Annotated in this window: 16 protein-coding genes; all 16 read right to left on the bottom strand. The window is 52.7% G+C overall.

Going from position 1 to position 18,565, the window contains the following annotated elements; genetic code table 11:
* Positions 1-40: 40 nt before the first annotated feature.
* The 16 genes from aroQ to aspS all read right to left on the bottom strand — a co-directional run bounded on the left by aroQ (position 41) and on the right by aspS (position 18,504).
* A complete protein-coding gene (gene aroQ, locus V5S80_RS03195) occupies positions 41-547 on the bottom strand; it encodes a type II 3-dehydroquinate dehydratase (protein ID WP_395169272.1) in 507 nt (168 codons plus the stop codon).
* Between the two features lie 52 nt (positions 548-599).
* The gene (aroB, locus tag V5S80_RS03190) at positions 600-1,742 is read right to left on the bottom strand and encodes a 3-dehydroquinate synthase (RefSeq protein WP_395169271.1); all 1,143 of its coding nucleotides are present in this window, start codon (positions 1,740-1,742) and stop codon (positions 600-602) included.
* A complete protein-coding gene (locus V5S80_RS03185) occupies positions 1,739-2,317 on the bottom strand; it encodes a shikimate kinase (protein ID WP_395169270.1) in 579 nt (192 codons plus the stop codon). The genes aroB and V5S80_RS03185 overlap by 4 nt, the downstream gene beginning before the upstream one ends.
* Complete coding sequence (gene aroC / locus V5S80_RS03180) at positions 2,318-3,538, bottom strand: chorismate synthase (RefSeq protein WP_395169269.1); 1,221 nt, start codon at positions 3,536-3,538, stop codon at positions 2,318-2,320.
* Positions 3,539-3,692: 154 nt separating this feature from the next.
* Positions 3,693-3,959, bottom strand: coding sequence for a hypothetical protein (locus V5S80_RS03175; protein WP_395169268.1), 267 nt, complete (start codon positions 3,957-3,959; stop codon positions 3,693-3,695).
* Between the two features lie 379 nt (positions 3,960-4,338).
* The gene (locus V5S80_RS03170) at positions 4,339-5,340 is read right to left on the bottom strand and encodes a shikimate dehydrogenase (RefSeq protein ID WP_395169267.1); all 1,002 of its coding nucleotides are present in this window, start codon (positions 5,338-5,340) and stop codon (positions 4,339-4,341) included.
* On the bottom strand, positions 5,285-6,451 hold the full coding sequence (gene mltG / locus V5S80_RS03165; protein WP_395169266.1) for an endolytic transglycosylase MltG: 1,167 nt from the start codon (positions 6,449-6,451) through the stop codon (positions 5,285-5,287). Before mltG ends, V5S80_RS03170 begins: the two co-directional genes overlap by 56 nt.
* A gap of 151 nt (positions 6,452-6,602) precedes the next feature.
* Positions 6,603-7,115: a Holliday junction resolvase RuvX gene (gene ruvX, locus V5S80_RS03160; protein ID WP_395169265.1), complete on the bottom strand. Its 513-nt coding sequence runs from the start codon at positions 7,113-7,115 to the stop codon at positions 6,603-6,605.
* Between the two features lie 4 nt (positions 7,116-7,119).
* Positions 7,120-9,780: an alanine--tRNA ligase gene (alaS, locus tag V5S80_RS03155; protein WP_395169264.1), complete on the bottom strand. Its 2,661-nt coding sequence runs from the start codon at positions 9,778-9,780 to the stop codon at positions 7,120-7,122.
* Between the two features lie 293 nt (positions 9,781-10,073).
* Positions 10,074-11,009, bottom strand: a complete 936-nt coding sequence (locus tag V5S80_RS03150) for a glycine betaine ABC transporter substrate-binding protein (protein WP_395169263.1) — start codon at positions 11,007-11,009, stop codon at positions 10,074-10,076.
* A gap of 128 nt (positions 11,010-11,137) precedes the next feature.
* Entirely contained in the window at positions 11,138-11,815 is a 678-nt protein-coding gene (locus V5S80_RS03145) for an ABC transporter permease (protein ID WP_395169262.1), read from the bottom strand.
* A gap of 127 nt (positions 11,816-11,942) precedes the next feature.
* Positions 11,943-13,196, bottom strand: coding sequence for an ABC transporter ATP-binding protein (locus V5S80_RS03140; RefSeq protein ID WP_395169261.1), 1,254 nt, complete (start codon positions 13,194-13,196; stop codon positions 11,943-11,945).
* A gap of 2 nt (positions 13,197-13,198) precedes the next feature.
* Entirely contained in the window at positions 13,199-13,840 is a 642-nt protein-coding gene (locus tag V5S80_RS03135; protein WP_395169260.1) for an ABC transporter permease, read from the bottom strand.
* Positions 13,841-13,965: 125 nt separating this feature from the next.
* Positions 13,966-15,345: a replication-associated recombination protein A gene (locus tag V5S80_RS03130; RefSeq protein WP_395169259.1), complete on the bottom strand. Its 1,380-nt coding sequence runs from the start codon at positions 15,343-15,345 to the stop codon at positions 13,966-13,968.
* Between the two features lie 3 nt (positions 15,346-15,348).
* Positions 15,349-16,626: a phosphotransferase family protein gene (locus V5S80_RS03125; RefSeq protein WP_395169258.1), complete on the bottom strand. Its 1,278-nt coding sequence runs from the start codon at positions 16,624-16,626 to the stop codon at positions 15,349-15,351.
* Between the two features lie 84 nt (positions 16,627-16,710).
* Positions 16,711-18,504, bottom strand: coding sequence for an aspartate--tRNA ligase (gene aspS, locus V5S80_RS03120; RefSeq protein WP_395169257.1), 1,794 nt, complete (start codon positions 18,502-18,504; stop codon positions 16,711-16,713).
* Positions 18,505-18,565: the final 61 nt, after the last annotated feature.

Here is an 18,565-nt window from a genome sequence, read left to right as displayed (position 1 = left end):
GAGCGCAGGAACTGCGTAGAGAGAACTATCGCACAACAACCTATTCTGTCGCACTAATCCGCCCATCCCGCGCAAGATAATCCAATGCGTACGCATAACCGCGAACCCCACATCCTACGATAACCCCACACGCAATCGGGCTGAGATAGGAGTGGTGCCGAAACTCCTCACGTGAATGCACATTGGAAATATGGACTTCCACAAAACCAGCACCGCAAGCGATTTCGGCGAGCGCATCACGCAGCGCAACCGAGGTATGCGCCCACCCACCAGGATTAATAACAACAGCCTCACCATTATCAGCAGCCTGGTGAATGCGCTCGATCATCTCACCCTCTGAGTTCGACTGATAAAAACTCAGCTCAACGCCAAGGCGCTCAGCGCTCTCTTCAAGCATGACGCGGACGTCATCAAGCGAGGAGGACCCGTAAAATTCTGGTTGCCGCTTCCCGAGACGATCCAGATTCGGACCATTAGCTATCAACACCCGCCAGGTCGACCTTGTCGCAGGCTCCCGGGCATGACTACTCCGCTCATTACTGGTCATAACGCATCACCCACCTCGTACAACATTCGACACGGGACAACAACATCGATATTTATACGCGTTCCGTCTGATTCATACGCACAAAAGCATCCTGAAGACTGTCATAGCTCGGGCCATTCAGCCGAATCGGTCGAGGCTTCACAACGGAATCACGATCATCTAGCACAACGAAACGGATATCTCCATTACGATTCTTTTTATCCATCCGCATTCCGTCGATCAGAAGATCCAACGACGTCGCATCATACCTCGTGGGAAGACCTAGCGACCGCAGAATCCTCCGATGACGTGTCACCGTCGTCTCACAAACATGGCCAGTGACAAACGCTAACTCCGCTTCAAAACACATACCGACAGCAACAGCATGACCATGTGGCCATGTAAAATTCTCTGCCCTCTCAACCGCGTGGCCGAAAGTATGGCCATAGTTTAGAACCTCACGCAAACCCGTCTCTGTCAGGTCTTGAGATACTACCGACGCTTTCACCGCGATACTCCGGCGGATTAATTCGGGCAAATCCTTGTGAACATCCAGGCATCGAGCAGGATCACGCTCATAGAGAGCCACAATATCTGGATCACCGATAAAACCAGTCTTCACAATTTCCGCGCTCCCAGCGACGACCATCTCAGCAGGGAGATCCTCAATAAAATTGAGGTCCACATACACAGCTGATGGCTCATGGAAAGATCCCACCAAATTCTTTCCGGCCGGCAGATTTATTCCGGTTTTCCCGCCTACCGCTGCATCAACCATACCCAACACCGTCGTCGGCACCTGAATCACGTCGATACCACGCATCCACGTTGCAGCAATAAAACCACCAACGTCGGTCGCAGCACCGCCACCCACGCTGATAATCGCGTCACTTCTAGTTACCCCATGACGAGCACATTCATCCCAACATCGGGCAACGACATCACAAGTTTTTCCACGCTCAGCATCGTCAATCTCCACAAGGAATGACGAAATATCACGGGAAGCCAACGTATCGGCTATCCGGCGGGCGGTCACAGCAACCGTTGGCTGATGAATAATTCCCACCGTCGAATACGAATCAGCAGCCGCACCTAATGCTCCGACCAGATCGTGTCCGATAATGACATCATACGGCCTAGCACCGTTGACCGAGATCATCCACGGACCCGCGTCAGTGGGCGGACCACCCACGTCATGAGACGTATCTAGGTTCACAAAAACTCCTCCACTGTCGCCGCTGTTTCATCATCAGCAGCATCGGGGATCATTGATCCCCGAGACTCACTGGCCTCAAGATAATTCAAAATCGCTCCGACAACCTTTTGAGGGCTACGCCGATCACTCCGAATACGCAGTGTCGCAACCTCCTCATACAACGGTCGACGCTGGCGTTCAAGCTCCCGATACTTCTGTTCAGGATCATCGGAGTACAACACAGGCCGTGTCTCAGAACCACAAGTGCGTCGACATCCTTCCTCAGCAGAGACATCCAAGAACACAACCTCATGCCCAACAAGACGACGACGAGTCGCAGCCGACAACACCGCTCCACCACCCAAGGCGACAATTCCACTGGTCATTAAGGCGTCAGCGATGACGTCTTCTTCAGTAACCCTGAACTGATCCTCACCCAGATGATCAAAAATACGGCCGCAAGGAACCCCTCCCCAACGCTGCTCAATCAGTTCATCTGAATCAACCAAGTCAAGACCAAGAGCACGACTCAGCCGACGTCCAATCGTGGATTTCCCCGCACCAGGCAGGCCAATCAGTACAACCCGTGGTCTCATTCAGTCTCCTAACCCAGAGTCAAAGCGCAAACGTTGGTTGACCTGATCGAGATAACTGTCAATATTCCTTCTCGTTTCCGCGATACTGTCACCCCCAAACTTATCCAACACAGCCTGAGCTAACACGAGGGCGACCATTGCCTCAGCGACAACACCAGCGGCAGGAACAGCACACACATCGGAACGTTGATGAATTGCCGACGCCGCCTCACCAGTTGCCATATCGACCGTGGACAGTGCTCGCGGCACCGTCGAAATCGGCTTCATCGCTGCCTTGATCCTCAGCGGCTCTCCATTAGTCATACCGCCTTCCAGACCGCCAGCCCGATTGGTGAGGCGCCCGACGCTCCCATCACGACGAACTATTTCATCATGGGCCTGTGATCCACGACGACGAGCTTCAGCGAACCCATCGCCAATTTCCACTCCCTTGATCGCTTGAATACTCATCAGGGCGCTGGCCAAGCGCGCATCGAGTCGTGTTTCTGCAGAAACATGGGACCCCAACCCAATCGGAAGACCATCGACAATAACCTCGACAATTCCCCCCAAGGTGTCACCAGACTTCTTCGCGGCTTTAATTTCTTTAATCATTGATTCTTCAGCATGAGTAGTCGACGCACGAACCGGCGATTGATCGATCCGCGAAAGATCATCAAAACTCGGTAGAGATGCATCATCAACATCAGATGCGCCAATACTCACCACATGACTAAATACCTCCACACCGAGGGTGACACGAAGAAACGACCGGGCCACAGTAGCGATAGCCACGCGCGCCGCCGTTTCCCGTGCCGACGCACGCTCTAAAATGTTCCGGGCATCCCGCGCTCCGTATTTCACCATTCCAGCAAAATCAGCGTGCCCAGGACGTGGCCGCGTTAATTGAGCGCCACGCCCCGAATTCATCGCAGCAACCACATCAGGATCATCCATGTCAATAGGATCCTGAGCCATGACAGTTGTCCACTTTGGCCACTCAGTATTACCCACCACAATTGTAATGGGACTTCCCAAGGTTTGACCGTGACGAATACCAGTGAGAAGCGTGACATTATCTCGCTCAAACGTCATTCGTGCGCCTCTCCCATATCCGAGGCGACGACGCGCTAAATGATCGGCGACGTCCTGTGTTGAAATTGGGACGCCAGCAACCATATTTTCCATCGTGGAGACTATCGCTTCACCATGCGATTCTCCGGCCGTGCTCCAACGCAACATATCGTCATTCTTCCACGCAGTAGGCCTGTAAAGCTATCGAAAGACTAAATTGGTATTTACCGTTGTCGACGCCAGATGGCTGCCTCACAATACCACCGGTTATGACACACCTTGTGACATTTTCTCTTCCCCCGTTGGCGGCTCTGCAACCGCCCTACATCATGACAGTCAGCCCAGCGAGTACCGTCCCAGCCATCATCGCTGGCGTATGTGCGGCTTCGGATATTCCCCGTCGATACACGTTATACACCCCGCCAACAACCGACATGACATTTGCGTATCCCATAGCAAGCACGACAGCCCCCACACCCCATGGAGCCAACCATGCGCCGCACGCTATGCCGACGATAATATCAGCGCCCCCAAGACCCGGGTGTTGTGCCAAGGCCACAGCCCCTACACCCGCGATGAATGCATACATGAAAGGCCAGATAGACGCGCACCATAGCACGTGTATCCAGTGCTGAAACAGTAGTGACTCCCCCACAACCGCAACCGAAGAACCTAACGCGGTCAACTGCCACGGGATACGGTGACTCTGACAATCGAGACGCACGATCCAGACGGCCCACACGACACAACACCCGATGAAAGCTACGATGCCACAGCGATAGCAAGAGAAGATCAAATGAGGCCCCTGCAATGCGGACCATAACGCAGCAATATTACGAAGCATAGTCCGCGATTTCACCACAAACGTTAAAAAGCGATGATCGTAGTAGTCCCTATCGGTACGGTCAGTGTGGATAACTCGATGCTGTGGACGAAACAATAACCTCGGCGCGCCACGGTTGCAGCGCCTAGTGAATGCTAGAAAGCCGTCCGACGGGAACACCGGCGGCAGACTCAAGAGCACGGCGCATATCCAATGACGGTGCTTCCCGTCCCGTGAACTGCTCAAACTGGCTGAGAGCTTGGTAGAAAAGCATGGTGATACCACCGACACAGGGAGTACCCACCTCGAGACAACGAGAGATTAATGGAGTCGGCCACGGAGCATAAATAACGTCACACACCGCTGACGCGCGTGAAAACAACCCGATATACGGTTCGGCCGCCAACGACGGCACTGTCGAGATCAGGAGCTCAGCATCAGCGCATGCCCAACCCGAATCCTCAAACGTCGTCCACGACAACGCAATGCCTAGCGCCATAGCCAAGGGACGTAACTGTTCCGCACGTGAGGATCGAGCAACGATAATAACCTCCTGGCACCCCACGTGAGCAAGTGCCCACAGCGCCGCCCGGGCAGTCCCGCCATTTCCCACAACAACAGCTGAACGAACCCGCCGATGAGAGCGGTCTACCTCACTACACGCTCGTGCTCCACCATCCAGCAGTTCACCAATCGATCCGAGTAACCCCACACCATCAGTGTTGTCAGCTCGCCACTGCGTTACCCCAAGCGAATCATCAGACCCAACTAACACATCTGGCCTGCCGGAAATACGTATGAGAGTGTTAGCCGACCCAATAAGCCGAGCGCGGTCGGTGACTTCCGTAGCGTAGGTGAGAGCTTCACCCTTCCCAGGCATGGTGACCGACAGTCCCACATAGTTCGTGCTCAAAGAGCGAACGAGGCGTGAGAGTTGCCCTTCGGGGCAGCGAATACGGCCATAGCTCCACTCCTCAAGTCCCACCGCGGCAAAACCACTCTCGTGGAGTATAGGCGACAGCGAATGCTCAACTGGGTCTCCGAGTACAGCAGCACGATAGCCACCGGACTGCGTCAGCTCCGACAACGCCTTAGCGGCCACTGTCGAGAACTCCGCTTTCTTGAGCCTTCTTGATGGCCTTTTCATGGTCAGCGAACCCGTGACTAAAAACGGTTGTCCCATCCTTATCAACCGTAACGAAGTACAACCAATCGCCGTCAGCGGGCTTCTCCATAGCGTGAACTGCAGTAAGTGAAGGAGAAGCGATCGGGGTTGCGGGGAGCCCATCCGATGCGTACGTGTTCCACGGAGTCTTCTTCTCACGGTCTTCATTTGTCGTTGCAACTTCTTGCTCGTCAAGACCGTAGTTGACAGTTGAATCAAATTCCAGCCTCATCGGCTTGTCGAGACGATTCTTAATAACCCGAGCAACTTTTGCGAAATCAGGTTGCGGAGCTTCTCGTTCGACGAGTGATGCTGCCGTCAGCAGTTGATATTCAGTTAAACCAACAGATTTGGCAGCTGACGACAAACCTGTCCCCTCATACGCGGCGGTACCATCAGCCACCAGAGATTTAAGTATGGCTGTGGGTGAGGCTGTGGGATTAAAGATGTGAATGCCCGGATTGATCAGGCCTTCTAGACGCTTAGCGTCACTACCGCGAGCAGACACCGCTTTCGATGCCCATGATGGCACACCCAGGTCAGACAAATTACCTTCCGCTGCTGCTTTTTCAAGGTCTTCCGCTGACATACACGTACCTCCCGCTGACACGCATGCCTGTTTGGCAACTAACGAAAAAATACCTGGTCGCGATTGTCCACCGACCACATGGACATCATGCAACGTCATTCCTGTTGGGATATCCACGACACCACGACGAGCATCATCAGACATGAGCGCATCGATCGCAGCGTGTGACGACATCTTTTGATGAAGAACATAGTAACCTTGTTGCAGGTTACCGAGGTCGCCTTTTGTTTCGGCTGCCTTCATGAGGACACGCCGGGAGACAACAATCTTCTTCTCGACCAACGTTGAGGACAGGGAGGAAATAGTATCCCCCTCCTCAACCTTGACTAAGGTTATTTTTCCGTTTCCATTACCAGAAAAACCATTTTCGTCCCCCGCGACAGTGTGATACACAACGTACGCGATAGTACCAGCCAGTAATACTGCCAATGCGACTGTCACGGCAATAACGTTTTGTCTATGTCTCGCAAAGCTATGGCGACGGCGTACTCGGGATGATGGCACAAATTCTCCTAGTTCCGGCAACGGGACTGAAAACTACAGGAAAGGAAGATACAGGAAGGAAAGGAAGATTGTAACCACTCCACTTAAGCAGAGGAACTAGATGGATTCAACTACCGAAACCTCCAATAGCTGAGTGAAATACGTCGGCCAATCATGATTCTCCCCCACAATATCGACGACGCTGGTCTAACCATGTCTGAAGTATCTCAACCGCGGCAGCTTGATCAATAACAGAACGGCCTTCCTTCATGCTTATTCCCGCTTGATGTAGAGCAGACTGCGCCATCACCGTCGTCATACGCTCGTCGACATAGCGTATGGGTGTATCCACACCCTCACTTTGTAGCCGACGACGTACACGAAAAGCAACGTCTTGAGCGTGCTTGACTGACGATCCGGAGGACCCATCCAGCATCCTCGGTAATCCGACGATGATCTCAACGACGGAGTATTCTCGGGCAACCCGAAGAATGGAGTCGATATCGTCTCCGTCAGGTCCACGTCGCTTCGTGACCCGGGGAACAGTCGACACCGGCGTTGCAAGGATCCCATCAGGGTCACTGATCGCGACCCCAATACGAACAGTACCCACATCGAGCCCTAGCCGACGGCCGCGCCCCGGATCATCCTCGCCTGGCCGATCTGGAACAACGTCCTTCGCCAACGAACTATCCTCGCGTCTTCATAAACTCAAAAACTTCGTCGAGTGCACCGGGAATACCCGTTGCATCATTTCCCGAACCCTGGGCCATATCCGGCTTTCCACCCCCACGTCCACCGACGGAGTGTCCGATAACTTTCACAAGTGCGTTCGCGTTAACTCCGCGTCTGGTTGCTACATCATTCGCGGCAACGACAAAGGGAACTTTGCTATCTATTGAACTGATCAGGACCACACACGCAGCGTCAGCACCCAACCGATTCGTGAGGTCGTGCGCCATCATACGTAGATCTTTTGCCTCTACGTTGGAAATGTGCTCAGCAACAACACGAACTCCATTGACAAGTTGAGCATTCGCGACGAATTCCTGGGCCTTTAACTGAAGGTGCTGCTGATGGGCTCGCGCTACTGCACGCTCAGCGTCATGAAGGCGTGCCGCCAATTGGTCAACACGGTCAGGAACGTCAGAAGCAGGAGCCTTCAGCGACGAGGCGACCGTACTGAGCGTCGTACGCTGCTGAGCCAAATAACGGAAGGAATCCATACCCGTATATGCCTCGATGCGACGCGCTCCCGATCCCACAGATGAATCACCCAATACCGCAATCGGACCAATCTGAGACGAATGGTCAACATGGGTACCACCACAAAGCTCCATGGAAAATGGCCCGCCGATTTCCACGACACGAACCTGATCACCATAGTTTTGTCCGAAGAGGGCCATCGCCCCCATCTTCTTTGCCTCATCGAGAGACATTTCAACAGTATTGACCGCGTAATCTGAATCTACCGCTGAATTAGCAATGTTTTGGATATCGTTCACCTGCTCCTCGGTGAGAGGACGGTTGAAGTTGAAATCAAAGCGTAGGTAACCAGGCTTATTCATCGATCCAGCCTGAACAGCTGTTGGCCCCAATACATGGCGTAACGCAGCATGGATCACGTGCGTACCCGAATGAGCTTGACGGGCGGCATGGCGCCACGTGCGGTCAACTGCGCTATTCACAGTCATACCTACGGCCACTTCACCGCCAGTGACAACTGCTTTATGAACCCACAGCTTTTTACCGATCTTTTGAACATCATTCACGACCAACTGGGCACTAGCAGCTGATAACGTTCCATGATCAGCCATCTGGCCGCCCGACTCTGCATAGAACGGAGTGCGATCAAGAATAACGTCGACGTGGTCTCCCTCAGATGCTTTATCGACGAGTTGACCGGCGGCCACCAACCCCAGAACAGTGCCTTCATCGTCAAGCGAGTCGTAACCAGTAAACGTCGTCGGATAATTATCCACGAACGGCCGGTACACAGATAAATCAGCATGGCCATGCTTTTTCGCCTGGCTATCAGCTTTGGCGCGAGCTTTCTGATCCTGCATATGGCGATCGAACGCGTCACGGTCCAAGGCTAACCCGTGCTCGTGAGCCATCTCAGCAGTCAGATCGACGGGAAAACCGTGCGTATCATGCAGCACAAATGCGTCTTCACCGGAAAACGTCGATTCACCGCGATCCTTAATATCCTTCGCGATCGTCGAAAAGAGTTTTTCTCCAGACTCCAACGTCGCCAGAAATGCCTTTTCCTCAGCAACAGCAGTTGAACGAATACGCTCCCAGTTCTCCTCGATTTCGGGATATGACGGTGTCATGGTGGTGCGGACCGTCTCCATGAAACGCTCCATGGTTTCCTGCGAAGCACCAAGAAGCCGGGCAGACCGAACAATTCGTCGCAACAGACGCCGCAAAATATAGCCGCGCCCTTCGTTACTGGGGGCGACGCCATCGAGAATCAACATCAGAGCTGTACGACAATGATCGGCAATGACCCGGAACCGAACATCATCAGTATGCTCTTTGCCGTAGGTGGTACCACTCACATCTTCCGCAACGTCAATGACTGGCCGAAGAAGGTCAGTTTCATAAACGTTATCGACACCCTGAAGGATGCACGCCACCCGTTCAATACCCAAACCGGTATCAATATTTTTTTTCGGGAGGGATCCCAGAATCTCAAAATCCTCTTTGCCAATTCCCTCGCCACGTTCCTTTTCCATGAAGACGAGGTTCCAGATCTCGATATACCGAGTGTCGTCAACAACCGGACCCCCCTCTTTGCCAAATTCCGGCCCACGGTCATAGTAGATCTCGGAACTCGGCCCACATGGCCCGGGGATTCCCATTGACCAGTAGTTATCAGCCATTCCTAAACGTTGAATACGCTCGCGCGGAATCCCGATTTTCTCGTGCCATATATCGCCGGCCTCGTCATCATCCTGAAAGATAGTCACCCACAGTCGATCAGGGTCCAGGCCGAACCCGCCATTATCAACTGAGTTGGTCAGCAGGCTCCACGCATGGCTAATAGCTCCTTCTTTAAAGTAGTTACCAAAGGAGAAATTACCTGCCATCTGGAAAAACGTGTTATGCCGTGTCGTCATGCCGACTTCGTCGATATCCAAGGTGCGCACGCACTTTTGAATAGAGGTGGCGGTGTCAAATGGCGGCGTCTGCTGACCCAAGAAATACGGTTTAAAAGGAACCATCCCTGCGTTTACAAACAGTAGATTCGGATCATCAAGGATCAGCGACGCGCTAGGAACAGACGTATGCCCAGCTTTAACAAAATGTTCCGTGAACCGTTCCCTGATCTCGTGTGTATACACGAACGAACCTCGCTTTTTACATGGTGAATCCCCCACACGCTATCGGTAACCTCGTCATCCACATCATGAACGCCCAGTAACGACACTACGTAGACAAGCAAAGCCCGGCAGATGCGGAGCTGGCATTAACAAAAATGGTCGGTAAACACTGTACCGTCTAGCACACACAGTACCGCGTGGAGCAACAAATATAACAACAGGTGTCAACGACCACGAGCCTTCATTGGTCCAGGGCGACGCCCACCCCCACCCCGCTGATGAGGTCACGAGCACCTTATCCACACACGGACTGACTACCTCACAAAGCCTTGATCGCGGAGCCAATCCCACGCAACATCAGAAGGATCCTCCCCATCCACATCGACCTTGCCATTCAAATTACGAAGAACATCATTGGTGAGTTTCTGCGAAACTGGGCCAAATATTCCTTTGACCTGGGGGTACTTTTTATACACCTCTGTCCGAAACACCGGCGAAACATTGTATTTCGGGAAGAAATGCTGGTCATCCTCCAGCGTTCGTAAACGTAGAGCTGTGATGCGACCATCCGTCGTAAAGACTTCACCAAAGTTGCAACTCCCGTGGGCGGTCGCCGAATAAATCGCACCAGTATCCATCAGGGAGAGATTAGACTCGCTGACTCTGGGAATCCCATATTTCGTGAGTAGCGGCTGGAAACCATCATTCCTGTTCGCGAACTCCGACTCGAGACAAAATGTTCGCTCTGACGGTGGAATATTTTTCAACTGGGATATCGTTGTGATGCCTAGTCGCTGTGCTTTATCGTCCCGTATTGCTAACCCATATGTGTTGTTCATGGGCGCCGGGGGTAGCCACGTCAACCCATTCCTCTTATCGGCATCCCGAACCGCCACATATTGTTGATAACTATCGTCGATGGGATTATCGTGGCCTAAATATGAAATCCAACCACTCCCAGTGTAATCCCACAACAGCTGAATGTTTCCGTTCATCATCGCAGAACGGGCACTGTTTGAGCCGGGGATACTGGTCAGATCGTCGACATGCGCTCCCGCAGACCTCAGAAGGATGACTGCGATTTTTCCTAGCACAATTTGTTCCGTGAAATTTTTCGATCCGACGGCGATACGAGCACCCTTAACAGACTGTCCTGTTAATGATCCTGACAGGCGACCGCTGTGAGTAAACCCACCAGAGGTCCCTAGTCCACACGCAACCACTGACCCACAGAGAAAAATGGACAGCATGGCAGAAATGCATCGTTGCGTGGGTTTCCACCCTGACCGACAACAAATATGACTACACGCAGACCACTTACTTGTGAGGCAATGGTGTTTCGGTGATCTACGGAGCTTTCTACCACACTCCTTAGTGCTCAAGAGACCCTCCGTGGTGAGATAATGATACCCATTACGCGAGCAATCCAATCGACAAAAAGAGCTAACAACGCTACGAGGACTGCACCAGACACCAACACACGGTAGCGAAACAATACAATTCCGGACTGTATCAAGGACCCTAAGCCACCAGCGTCGATAAATGTAGCGAAGGCTCCGACACCGACCAGTAAAACCAAAGCTGTGCGGATGCCATTCATAATGACCGACGATGCGAGTGGCATCTCGATGCGGCACAGAACTTGCCAGGGGGTCATACCCATCCCCCGCCCGCTTTCAATCAACTGGATATCGACACCTTTCAACCCAGTGATGGTGTTCGCCAAGACCGGCAAGAATGCGTAGAGCGACAGTGCGAGGATCGCTACCGGAGTGCCAAAGCCCAGCCACATGGCAAGCAACACAATCACACCAATGACAGGTGCTGACTGGCCTGCGTTACCGACTACAGTGACAAAAGGTATTAACCAAGTCATCCAACGCCGCGTGAGAATGATTCCCAACGGTATCCCCGCTGCGAGAACAATCGCCGCTGATACGACGACGATAAAGAGGTGCTCGATGGCTCGCTCGGCGATGACCTGCCACGCTAATTGGCGAAGCTCAACTTCACTAAGGTCGGCAGTACACCGCCAAATCAACCACGCCCCCAACACGACCACAATGACGACCGGGGTTCCACAGACGAGAAGTCTGTCCTCTCTCGTTAGACCAAAATTGCTCAGTCTATTCCACCCATAGCCCCGTGGATGGCGGCTCACTAGGTCTGGAGTGTTTCCATGACTAACCATCAACATCACGGTCCTTGGTCGACTCCCTCAAGATAGACCCAGTATCACGGGTAGGTCTCGTTTGCTGATGAACATACTGATTGATCTGCGCATAGTTAATGGTTCCAACATATCGGCCTCGGTCGGTTACTATCGTCCCGCCATGACTCGACGACAGCATGGAATCTAGAGCATTGTTAAGCGTGGAATGAACATCAACAACAGTGTGAAGTTCGCCAGTCGGCAACGGAACGTCGTCACATCGAACTAGGCTCGTGAGATAAACCCAATCTTTGGGCCTGTCGTGCTCATCAAGGATGACAACTGAATCATCTGCAGCTCGTCTGACCCGATCGATGACAACATCAACGCGCTCGCCGATGCGACATGTTTGTGGTTGGTCGAGGTGAACATCCGACACCTTCAGTAACGCTAATTGCTTTAAGTGTGATCCAGTCCCGACGAAGTTGGCAACGAAATCGCTCGCCGGTGATGCCAAAATATTTTGAGGTGTGTCATATTGCTCAACAACTCCTCCGACATTAAAGATGACGATTTTGTCCCCTAACTTGATGGCCTCATCAATATCATGCGATACACAGATAATCGTCTTGTGGAGCTCTTTCTGAATCGACAAGAGCTCGTCTTGCAACCGATTTCTCGTGATTGGATCAACAGCTCCGAACGGTTCATCCATAAGGACAACAGGTGGATCAGCAGCTAAACCACGAGCAACCCCCACCCGCTGCTGTTGACCCCCGGACAGCTCTCCCGGGTAGCGATCGCGATATATTGCGGGGTCAAGACCGACCATCTCAAGGAGCTCGTCCGACCTCCTGACGATATCATCCTTTTTCCACTTCAGAAGACCGGGAACAAGGCCTACATTGTCTCTTACCGTCAAATGCGGGAGCAGACTTCCGCCCTGAATAACGTAACCAACCTTCCGACGAAGCTCGGTGGCATTTCTCTGTGTAATGTCGTCGCCATCAATAAAAATACGACCGGATGTTGGCTCGATGAGGCGATTGATCATCTTCAGGGACGTCGTTTTCCCGCACCCTGAGGGGCCGACAAATACCACGGTCTCCCCCGCATGAATCGTGAGGTTGAGACACGACACCGCAGGAGACCGTTGCCCCGGAAATCTCTTCTCTACCTGATCAAAAATAATATTGACACCCGAGGCATGGGACTCATGAGATGACGACTGAAAGTCCCACTGGACAGCTGCATTGTGGGACCACGGTGAATTGAATGGCAGCATGATTACCTTCTCAAGCCTCGTGGTGTTGTTAACCAGCCAAATCCGATCAGAATAAGGTCAACGGCAAGTGCAACGACGATGACCCCGACGGTGCCAACGACGGCATAGTTGACGGCATTCGCACCACCGATCTGACTAAGACCGGTGTAAATGTACGACCCAAGCCCTGGGCCCAATACGTATGCAGCGATAGCGGCAACCCCCATCGACATTTGTGCAGACACACGAATCCCTGTCATGATGACCGGCCAGGCGAGAGGCAACTTGACACGCATGAGGACCCCAAGGGTGCTCATCCCCTGGCCTCGTGCAGCTTCGACCAACGTTGGGCTCACCCCCTCCAACCCGACCACAGCATTCCGAAGAATGGGCAAAACAGCATAAAAGCACACGACGACAACAGATGGTAGCGTCCCTATTCCCACGAGAGGGATCAAAAGGCCTAATAGAGCGAACGACGGAATAGTGAGCCCAACGGCAGTAACAGCACTCGCAATGGGGGCTAACGATGGACATGATATGACAATCACTGCCATCACCAGAGCGATAGCAGAAGCAAGAATCAGCGATTGAAGAACAAGACTTCCATGTTGATAGCACCTAAAGAGAATGTCCTGCCACCGGGCGACAATGAATTCCTGCATGCTATGGTCAGCTCCTCAACGACCACGTCCTCACCATGGCCACCACTAGATAAAAAGTAAGTGGTGACTAGAGTATGTCGCATACCCAGATTCTGCAGGGTTTCAAATAAAAAGGAGGGAAGGTGTCACGACTTACCTCTAACAATTCGATTGATGACATCAAGCCGTGCTTGCATTCCCCGTTCATGACCGTGTTCAGTGGGAACATAATACTTAGCGTTCATTACGTCATCCGGTGGATATTGCTGAGTAACCACACCCCGTGGATCATCGTGAGGATACGCATACCCGATAGCGCTACCAACCCTAGCAGCACCCTCATAGTGACCATCCCTCAAATGTGCAGGAACCGATCCACCTTTCCCTTCACGAACATCCTTAATAGCTGCATCAATCGCAGTAATTACTGCATTAGATTTGGCAGCCGTCGCAAGATGAATGGTCGCTTGGGCCAATGTAATGCGCGCCTCAGGCATCCCGACCATTGATACTGCATGCAGTGCCGCAACCGCACTGTGTAAAGCCGTTGGATCGGCCATACCAATATCTTCACTCGCGAGAATGACAAGCCGCCGCGCGATAAAGCGCGGATCCTCCCCTGCCTCCACCATCCTGGCTAAATAGTGCACTGCAGCATCAACATCAGATCCACGAATCGATTTAATGAACGCACTAATCACGTCAAAATGTTGATCACCGTCACGATCATATTTCACAACAGCTCGGTCAATATTGCTGGTGATGATCGCAGTTGTAATAGTCTCACCGTCATTCAACGACTGCGCGGACGCCTCCACATACGTCAGGGCCCGACGAGCATCGCCTCCAGCCATGGCAACGATCGCGTTGACAGCGTCATCATCGATGGAAATACGGTCAGCAAGTCCGTCCGCCGATGAGACTGCTCGACGGATGACGGTACGGATCGCCTGATCATTAAGAGGCTGAAGGCGAACAAGCAATGATCGCGATAGAAGTGGGCCGACAACCGCGAAGCTAGGGTTCTCAGTTGTCGCAGCGACCAGTAGCACTGTTCGATTCTCGACCGCCGCTAAAAGCGCATCTTGCTGTGTTTTCGAAAAACGATGAACTTCATCGATGAACAAGACGGTCTGGGTACCTTCAATAAGCGCCTGCTGGGCTTCTCTCACGACACCACGGATTTCCTTCACCCCGGAATTCAGAGCAGAAAGAACGCGGAAACGTCGACCTGTAGCCGCCGAGACTAAGGAGGCAATAGTCGTCTTTCCCGTGCCTGGAGGCCCAAAAAGAATGACTGAGGACTCTCCCGCTCCCTCAATGAGTCGACGCAACGGTGAACCAGGGCCCAATACCGGTTCTTGGCCGACGACATCATCTAGACTTCGTGGCCGCATTCGGACCGCTAATGGCGCCGATGAACCCGGATGAAAATAGTCGTCAGATGACTGCGATGGTGGTGCCGGGGCCATTGAGGATTCTCCAAATAGTCCAGCCTGAGATGACGTTGTGTCGTCCTCCTTCATCGATTAGGTTCCTGACCGCTCTAGGTTGCGGACGGCCGAACAAACATCGTTGGCAAATGCTGATACAGCAGGAAAACGGGGATCGTTTCCGCGGTCTGCGAGTGCAGCGAGGGCTTCAAAAGTTTGAATAATATCGCGGCGGATAACCAATTGATCGTGTGTTCGTGATCGACCTTCGAAAATTTGCTCTCCCCACGCTAACTCAATAGGGCTACACGAGGTCGTACTGGTAGAGGTCTCGCCATGACGGGCATGACTTTCGTGTTCCTGAGCCTCGCGTCGAGTAGACACCAGGACATTGTCGATGAGTGCTGATAGTCCCCCGGCTTCCACAATGGCAAGTGACAGTAGCGCCCAACCAACGAGAGCTGTCACAATCCGAGCCCGTAAGCGTTCATCATCAAGAACATTCGGCCACATTTCGCTTACTTCGTGTCGCCACGCATTGATAAATTTCCGACTTAAATCACCGCTGAGAGCTGATCCTTCCGCGTACTGAGGAAAACCAGCAATAACGCATGCAACGTCAAATGTCACATCTCGAAATCCTGCCCACTCGAAATCGAGATACGTAATGCGTTGCTTACCACAGAGAATGTTGTCGGGTGATAAGTCAAAGGGGGTAAACGCCCGATGCTGTCCCGAGGCCAACCGCCGCGCTGAGTCCGTCGCGAAATCGGCAACCTCTGGAGACACATCAACACCTAGCTCGCGCACCATCGTCAGCCCGTAGCCAATCGCATCAGCAAGTACGCGTCCACGGGCTACGACTAATTCGCGTCCGATTTTTGCACGCGACATCATCCGTCGAAGCAAGATAGCGAAATCATCCTCCGCCCCAGCCGTCGCACGATGCATACGCCCCAGCGATGTGCCCAAAGACCGAACGAGCTTGGCTTTATCATCATCGGAACAGGTGTTCCAAACGTCGATAAGGTTGTCAGCAGAGCCTGCATCAGTGGTAACTAGAAGCCTTTTATCAATGTCATATGCCAGCATGACGGGCCCTGGCCGGGACTCGTTAGCAAGCGTGTTGGTGAATTGATAGGCAACAATCTCACGAATAAGTGCAGGGTCGGGGCCATTCAACGCCTCGGGCGGAAGCTGTTTAATGATGACCGTTCGTTCATGCACAAACGGGTTGGTAGCAACACGTGCGCGTACGACTAACGCAGCTCCAGACCCTCCCAGGACTTCAGGATCTGAAAGATGGGGTTGGCCACCAAGCCTATTGCCCAGAAGATCAGAGGCTGCTCGGATGGCCGCATCGGTGGATAGCACGGTGTGCCACTACTCCTTAAGAGTCCTCGGAATGCCCACATCCCGCGTGGTACATTCCGACAATTCGCGTGTCCCCACAGGGAATCACTTCTTCGTTTCTTTCTGTTTGGGTTTCGCATCGATGCCAGCCTCTTTACGCTGTTCAGGCGTAATTGGGGCTGGTGCCTCTGTCAATGGGTCTATTCCGCCGCCAGACTTCGGGAATGCAATGACATCACGGATTGAGTCGAAACCTCCCAAGAGAGAGACAATGCGATCCCATCCGAAAGCAATACCACCGTGCGGAGGAGCACCAAACTTCATTGCTTCAAGGAGAAACCCGAATTTCTCCTGGGCTTCCTCATCGGAAAGGCCCATCACGTTAAATACACGCTGCTGAATATCGGGACGATGAATACGAATCGATCCGCCGCCAATCTCATTGCCATTGCACACAATGTCGTAGGCATACGAGAGTGCAGTACCTGGATCAGTATCAAAGGAATCTATGCACTCAGGTTTTGGTGAGGTGAAAGCATGGTGAACTGCAGTCCATGCAGAATGACCAAGGGCAACATCACCGTCAGCTGTCGCATCAGCGGCAGGCTCAAAAAGTGGGGCATCAACAACCCAGGTGAACGCCCACTCTCCGTCTTTGATGAGACCAAGCTTGCGCGCAACCTCGCCACGTGCTGCTCCCAGTAAAGCCCGAGATGCCTTCACGTCCCCCGCTGCGAAGAAAATACAATCCCCGGGCTTGGCGCCGACGTGGTCGGCAATAGTGTCACGTTCTGTATCTGTGATGTTTTTGGCAACCGGGCCAGAGAGTTCACCATCGTCACCGACAAGAATATAGGCCAACCCTTTTGCGCCACGCTGTTTGGCCCATTCCTGCCAGGCATCGAGTTGTCGGCGCGGCTGGGAGGCGCCGCCTTCCATCACAATTGCTCCTACGTAAGGACTCTGGAAGACACGGAACGTGGTCTTAGCAAAGAACTCGGTACATTCTACGATTTTGATATCGAAGCGAAGATCTGGTTTATCTGACCCGTAATACCTCATGGCGTCGGCGTAGGTCATGCGTGGAATCGGCGTCGAGATCTCATAACCGATTTCTTTCCACACAGCGGTCAAGATTTCTTCCGCAACGGCAATAACATCGTCCTGGTCAACGAAACTCATCTCTACATCGAGCTGAGTGAATTCGGGTTGACGGTCTGCCCTGAAGTCTTCATCGCGGTAACACCGCGCGATCTGGAAGTACCGCTCCATACCACCGATCATCAGAAGTTGCTTAAATAGCTGAGGCGACTGTGGGAGTGCGTAAAATGAGCCCGGCCGTAAGCGTGCGGGCACTAGAAAATCACGAGCACCTTCCGGTGTCGACCGAGTTAAAGTCGGTGTTTCGATCTCATGAAAATTGTGCTTATGAAGGACCGACCTTGCGGCATTGTTGACACGGGAGCGAAGAACCAATGCTTCATGCTGAGTCTTCCTGCGAAGGTCCAAGTAACGATACTTGAGACGGGTTTCTTCGCCGACATCGCCAGATGAGGATTGATCATCGATCTGGAATGGCAAAGTTTCAGACGTATTTAGAATAGTTAATTCAGTGACATTGAGCTCAACCGCTCCAGACTCCAAGTTAGGATTTTCGGAGCCTTCGGGTCGGGCATCGACAACACCAGTGACTTGAATACAGTATTCACTGCGAAGATGGTGGGCTTGTGTAGCAACGCCAGTATCCCGGAATACCACCTGTGCCAGCCCAGACCGATCTCGCAAATCGATGAAAATCACGCCACCATGATCACGGCGACGAGCAACCCAGCCGCTAACTGTCACGGTCTGGCCTACGTGGTGAGAACGAAGTTCACCGGCAAGGTGTGTGCGATGCACGGGGCAGTCCTTCCAAAAACGTTATGAGAGGGTTATCACTAGGGTGAGTCGGTAGCACCTA

The sequence above is a fragment of the Corynebacterium sp. PCR 32 genome (genome assembly GCF_037464985.1).
Taxonomy (GTDB): Bacteria; Actinomycetota; Actinomycetes; order Mycobacteriales; family Mycobacteriaceae; genus Corynebacterium; species Corynebacterium kroppenstedtii_D.
This window is presented reverse-complemented; position numbering and strand designations above follow the sequence as displayed.

Coding starts and splice junctions, on each gene's coding strand:
- aroC (WP_395169269.1), bottom strand. CDS start 3,538: ATGTTGCGTTGGAGCACGGCCGGAGAATCGCATGGTGAAGCGATAGTC.
- V5S80_RS03175 (WP_395169268.1), bottom strand. CDS start 3,959: ATGTATGCATTCATCGCGGGTGTAGGGGCTGTGGCCTTGGCACAACAC.
- V5S80_RS03170 (WP_395169267.1), bottom strand. CDS start 5,340: ATGAAAAGGCCATCAAGAAGGCTCAAGAAAGCGGAGTTCTCGACAGTG.
- V5S80_RS03130 (WP_395169259.1), bottom strand. CDS start 15,345: ATGAAGGAGGACGACACAACGTCATCTCAGGCTGGACTATTTGGAGAA.
- V5S80_RS03140 (WP_395169261.1), bottom strand. CDS start 13,196: ATGCTGCCATTCAATTCACCGTGGTCCCACAATGCAGCTGTCCAGTGG.
- V5S80_RS03185 (WP_395169270.1), bottom strand. CDS start 2,317: ATGAGACCACGGGTTGTACTGATTGGCCTGCCTGGTGCGGGGAAATCC.
- aroQ (WP_395169272.1), bottom strand. CDS start 547: ATGACCAGTAATGAGCGGAGTAGTCATGCCCGGGAGCCTGCGACAAGG.
- V5S80_RS03135 (WP_395169260.1), bottom strand. CDS start 13,840: ATGCAGGAATTCATTGTCGCCCGGTGGCAGGACATTCTCTTTAGGTGC.
- V5S80_RS03150 (WP_395169263.1), bottom strand. CDS start 11,009: ATGCTGTCCATTTTTCTCTGTGGGTCAGTGGTTGCGTGTGGACTAGGG.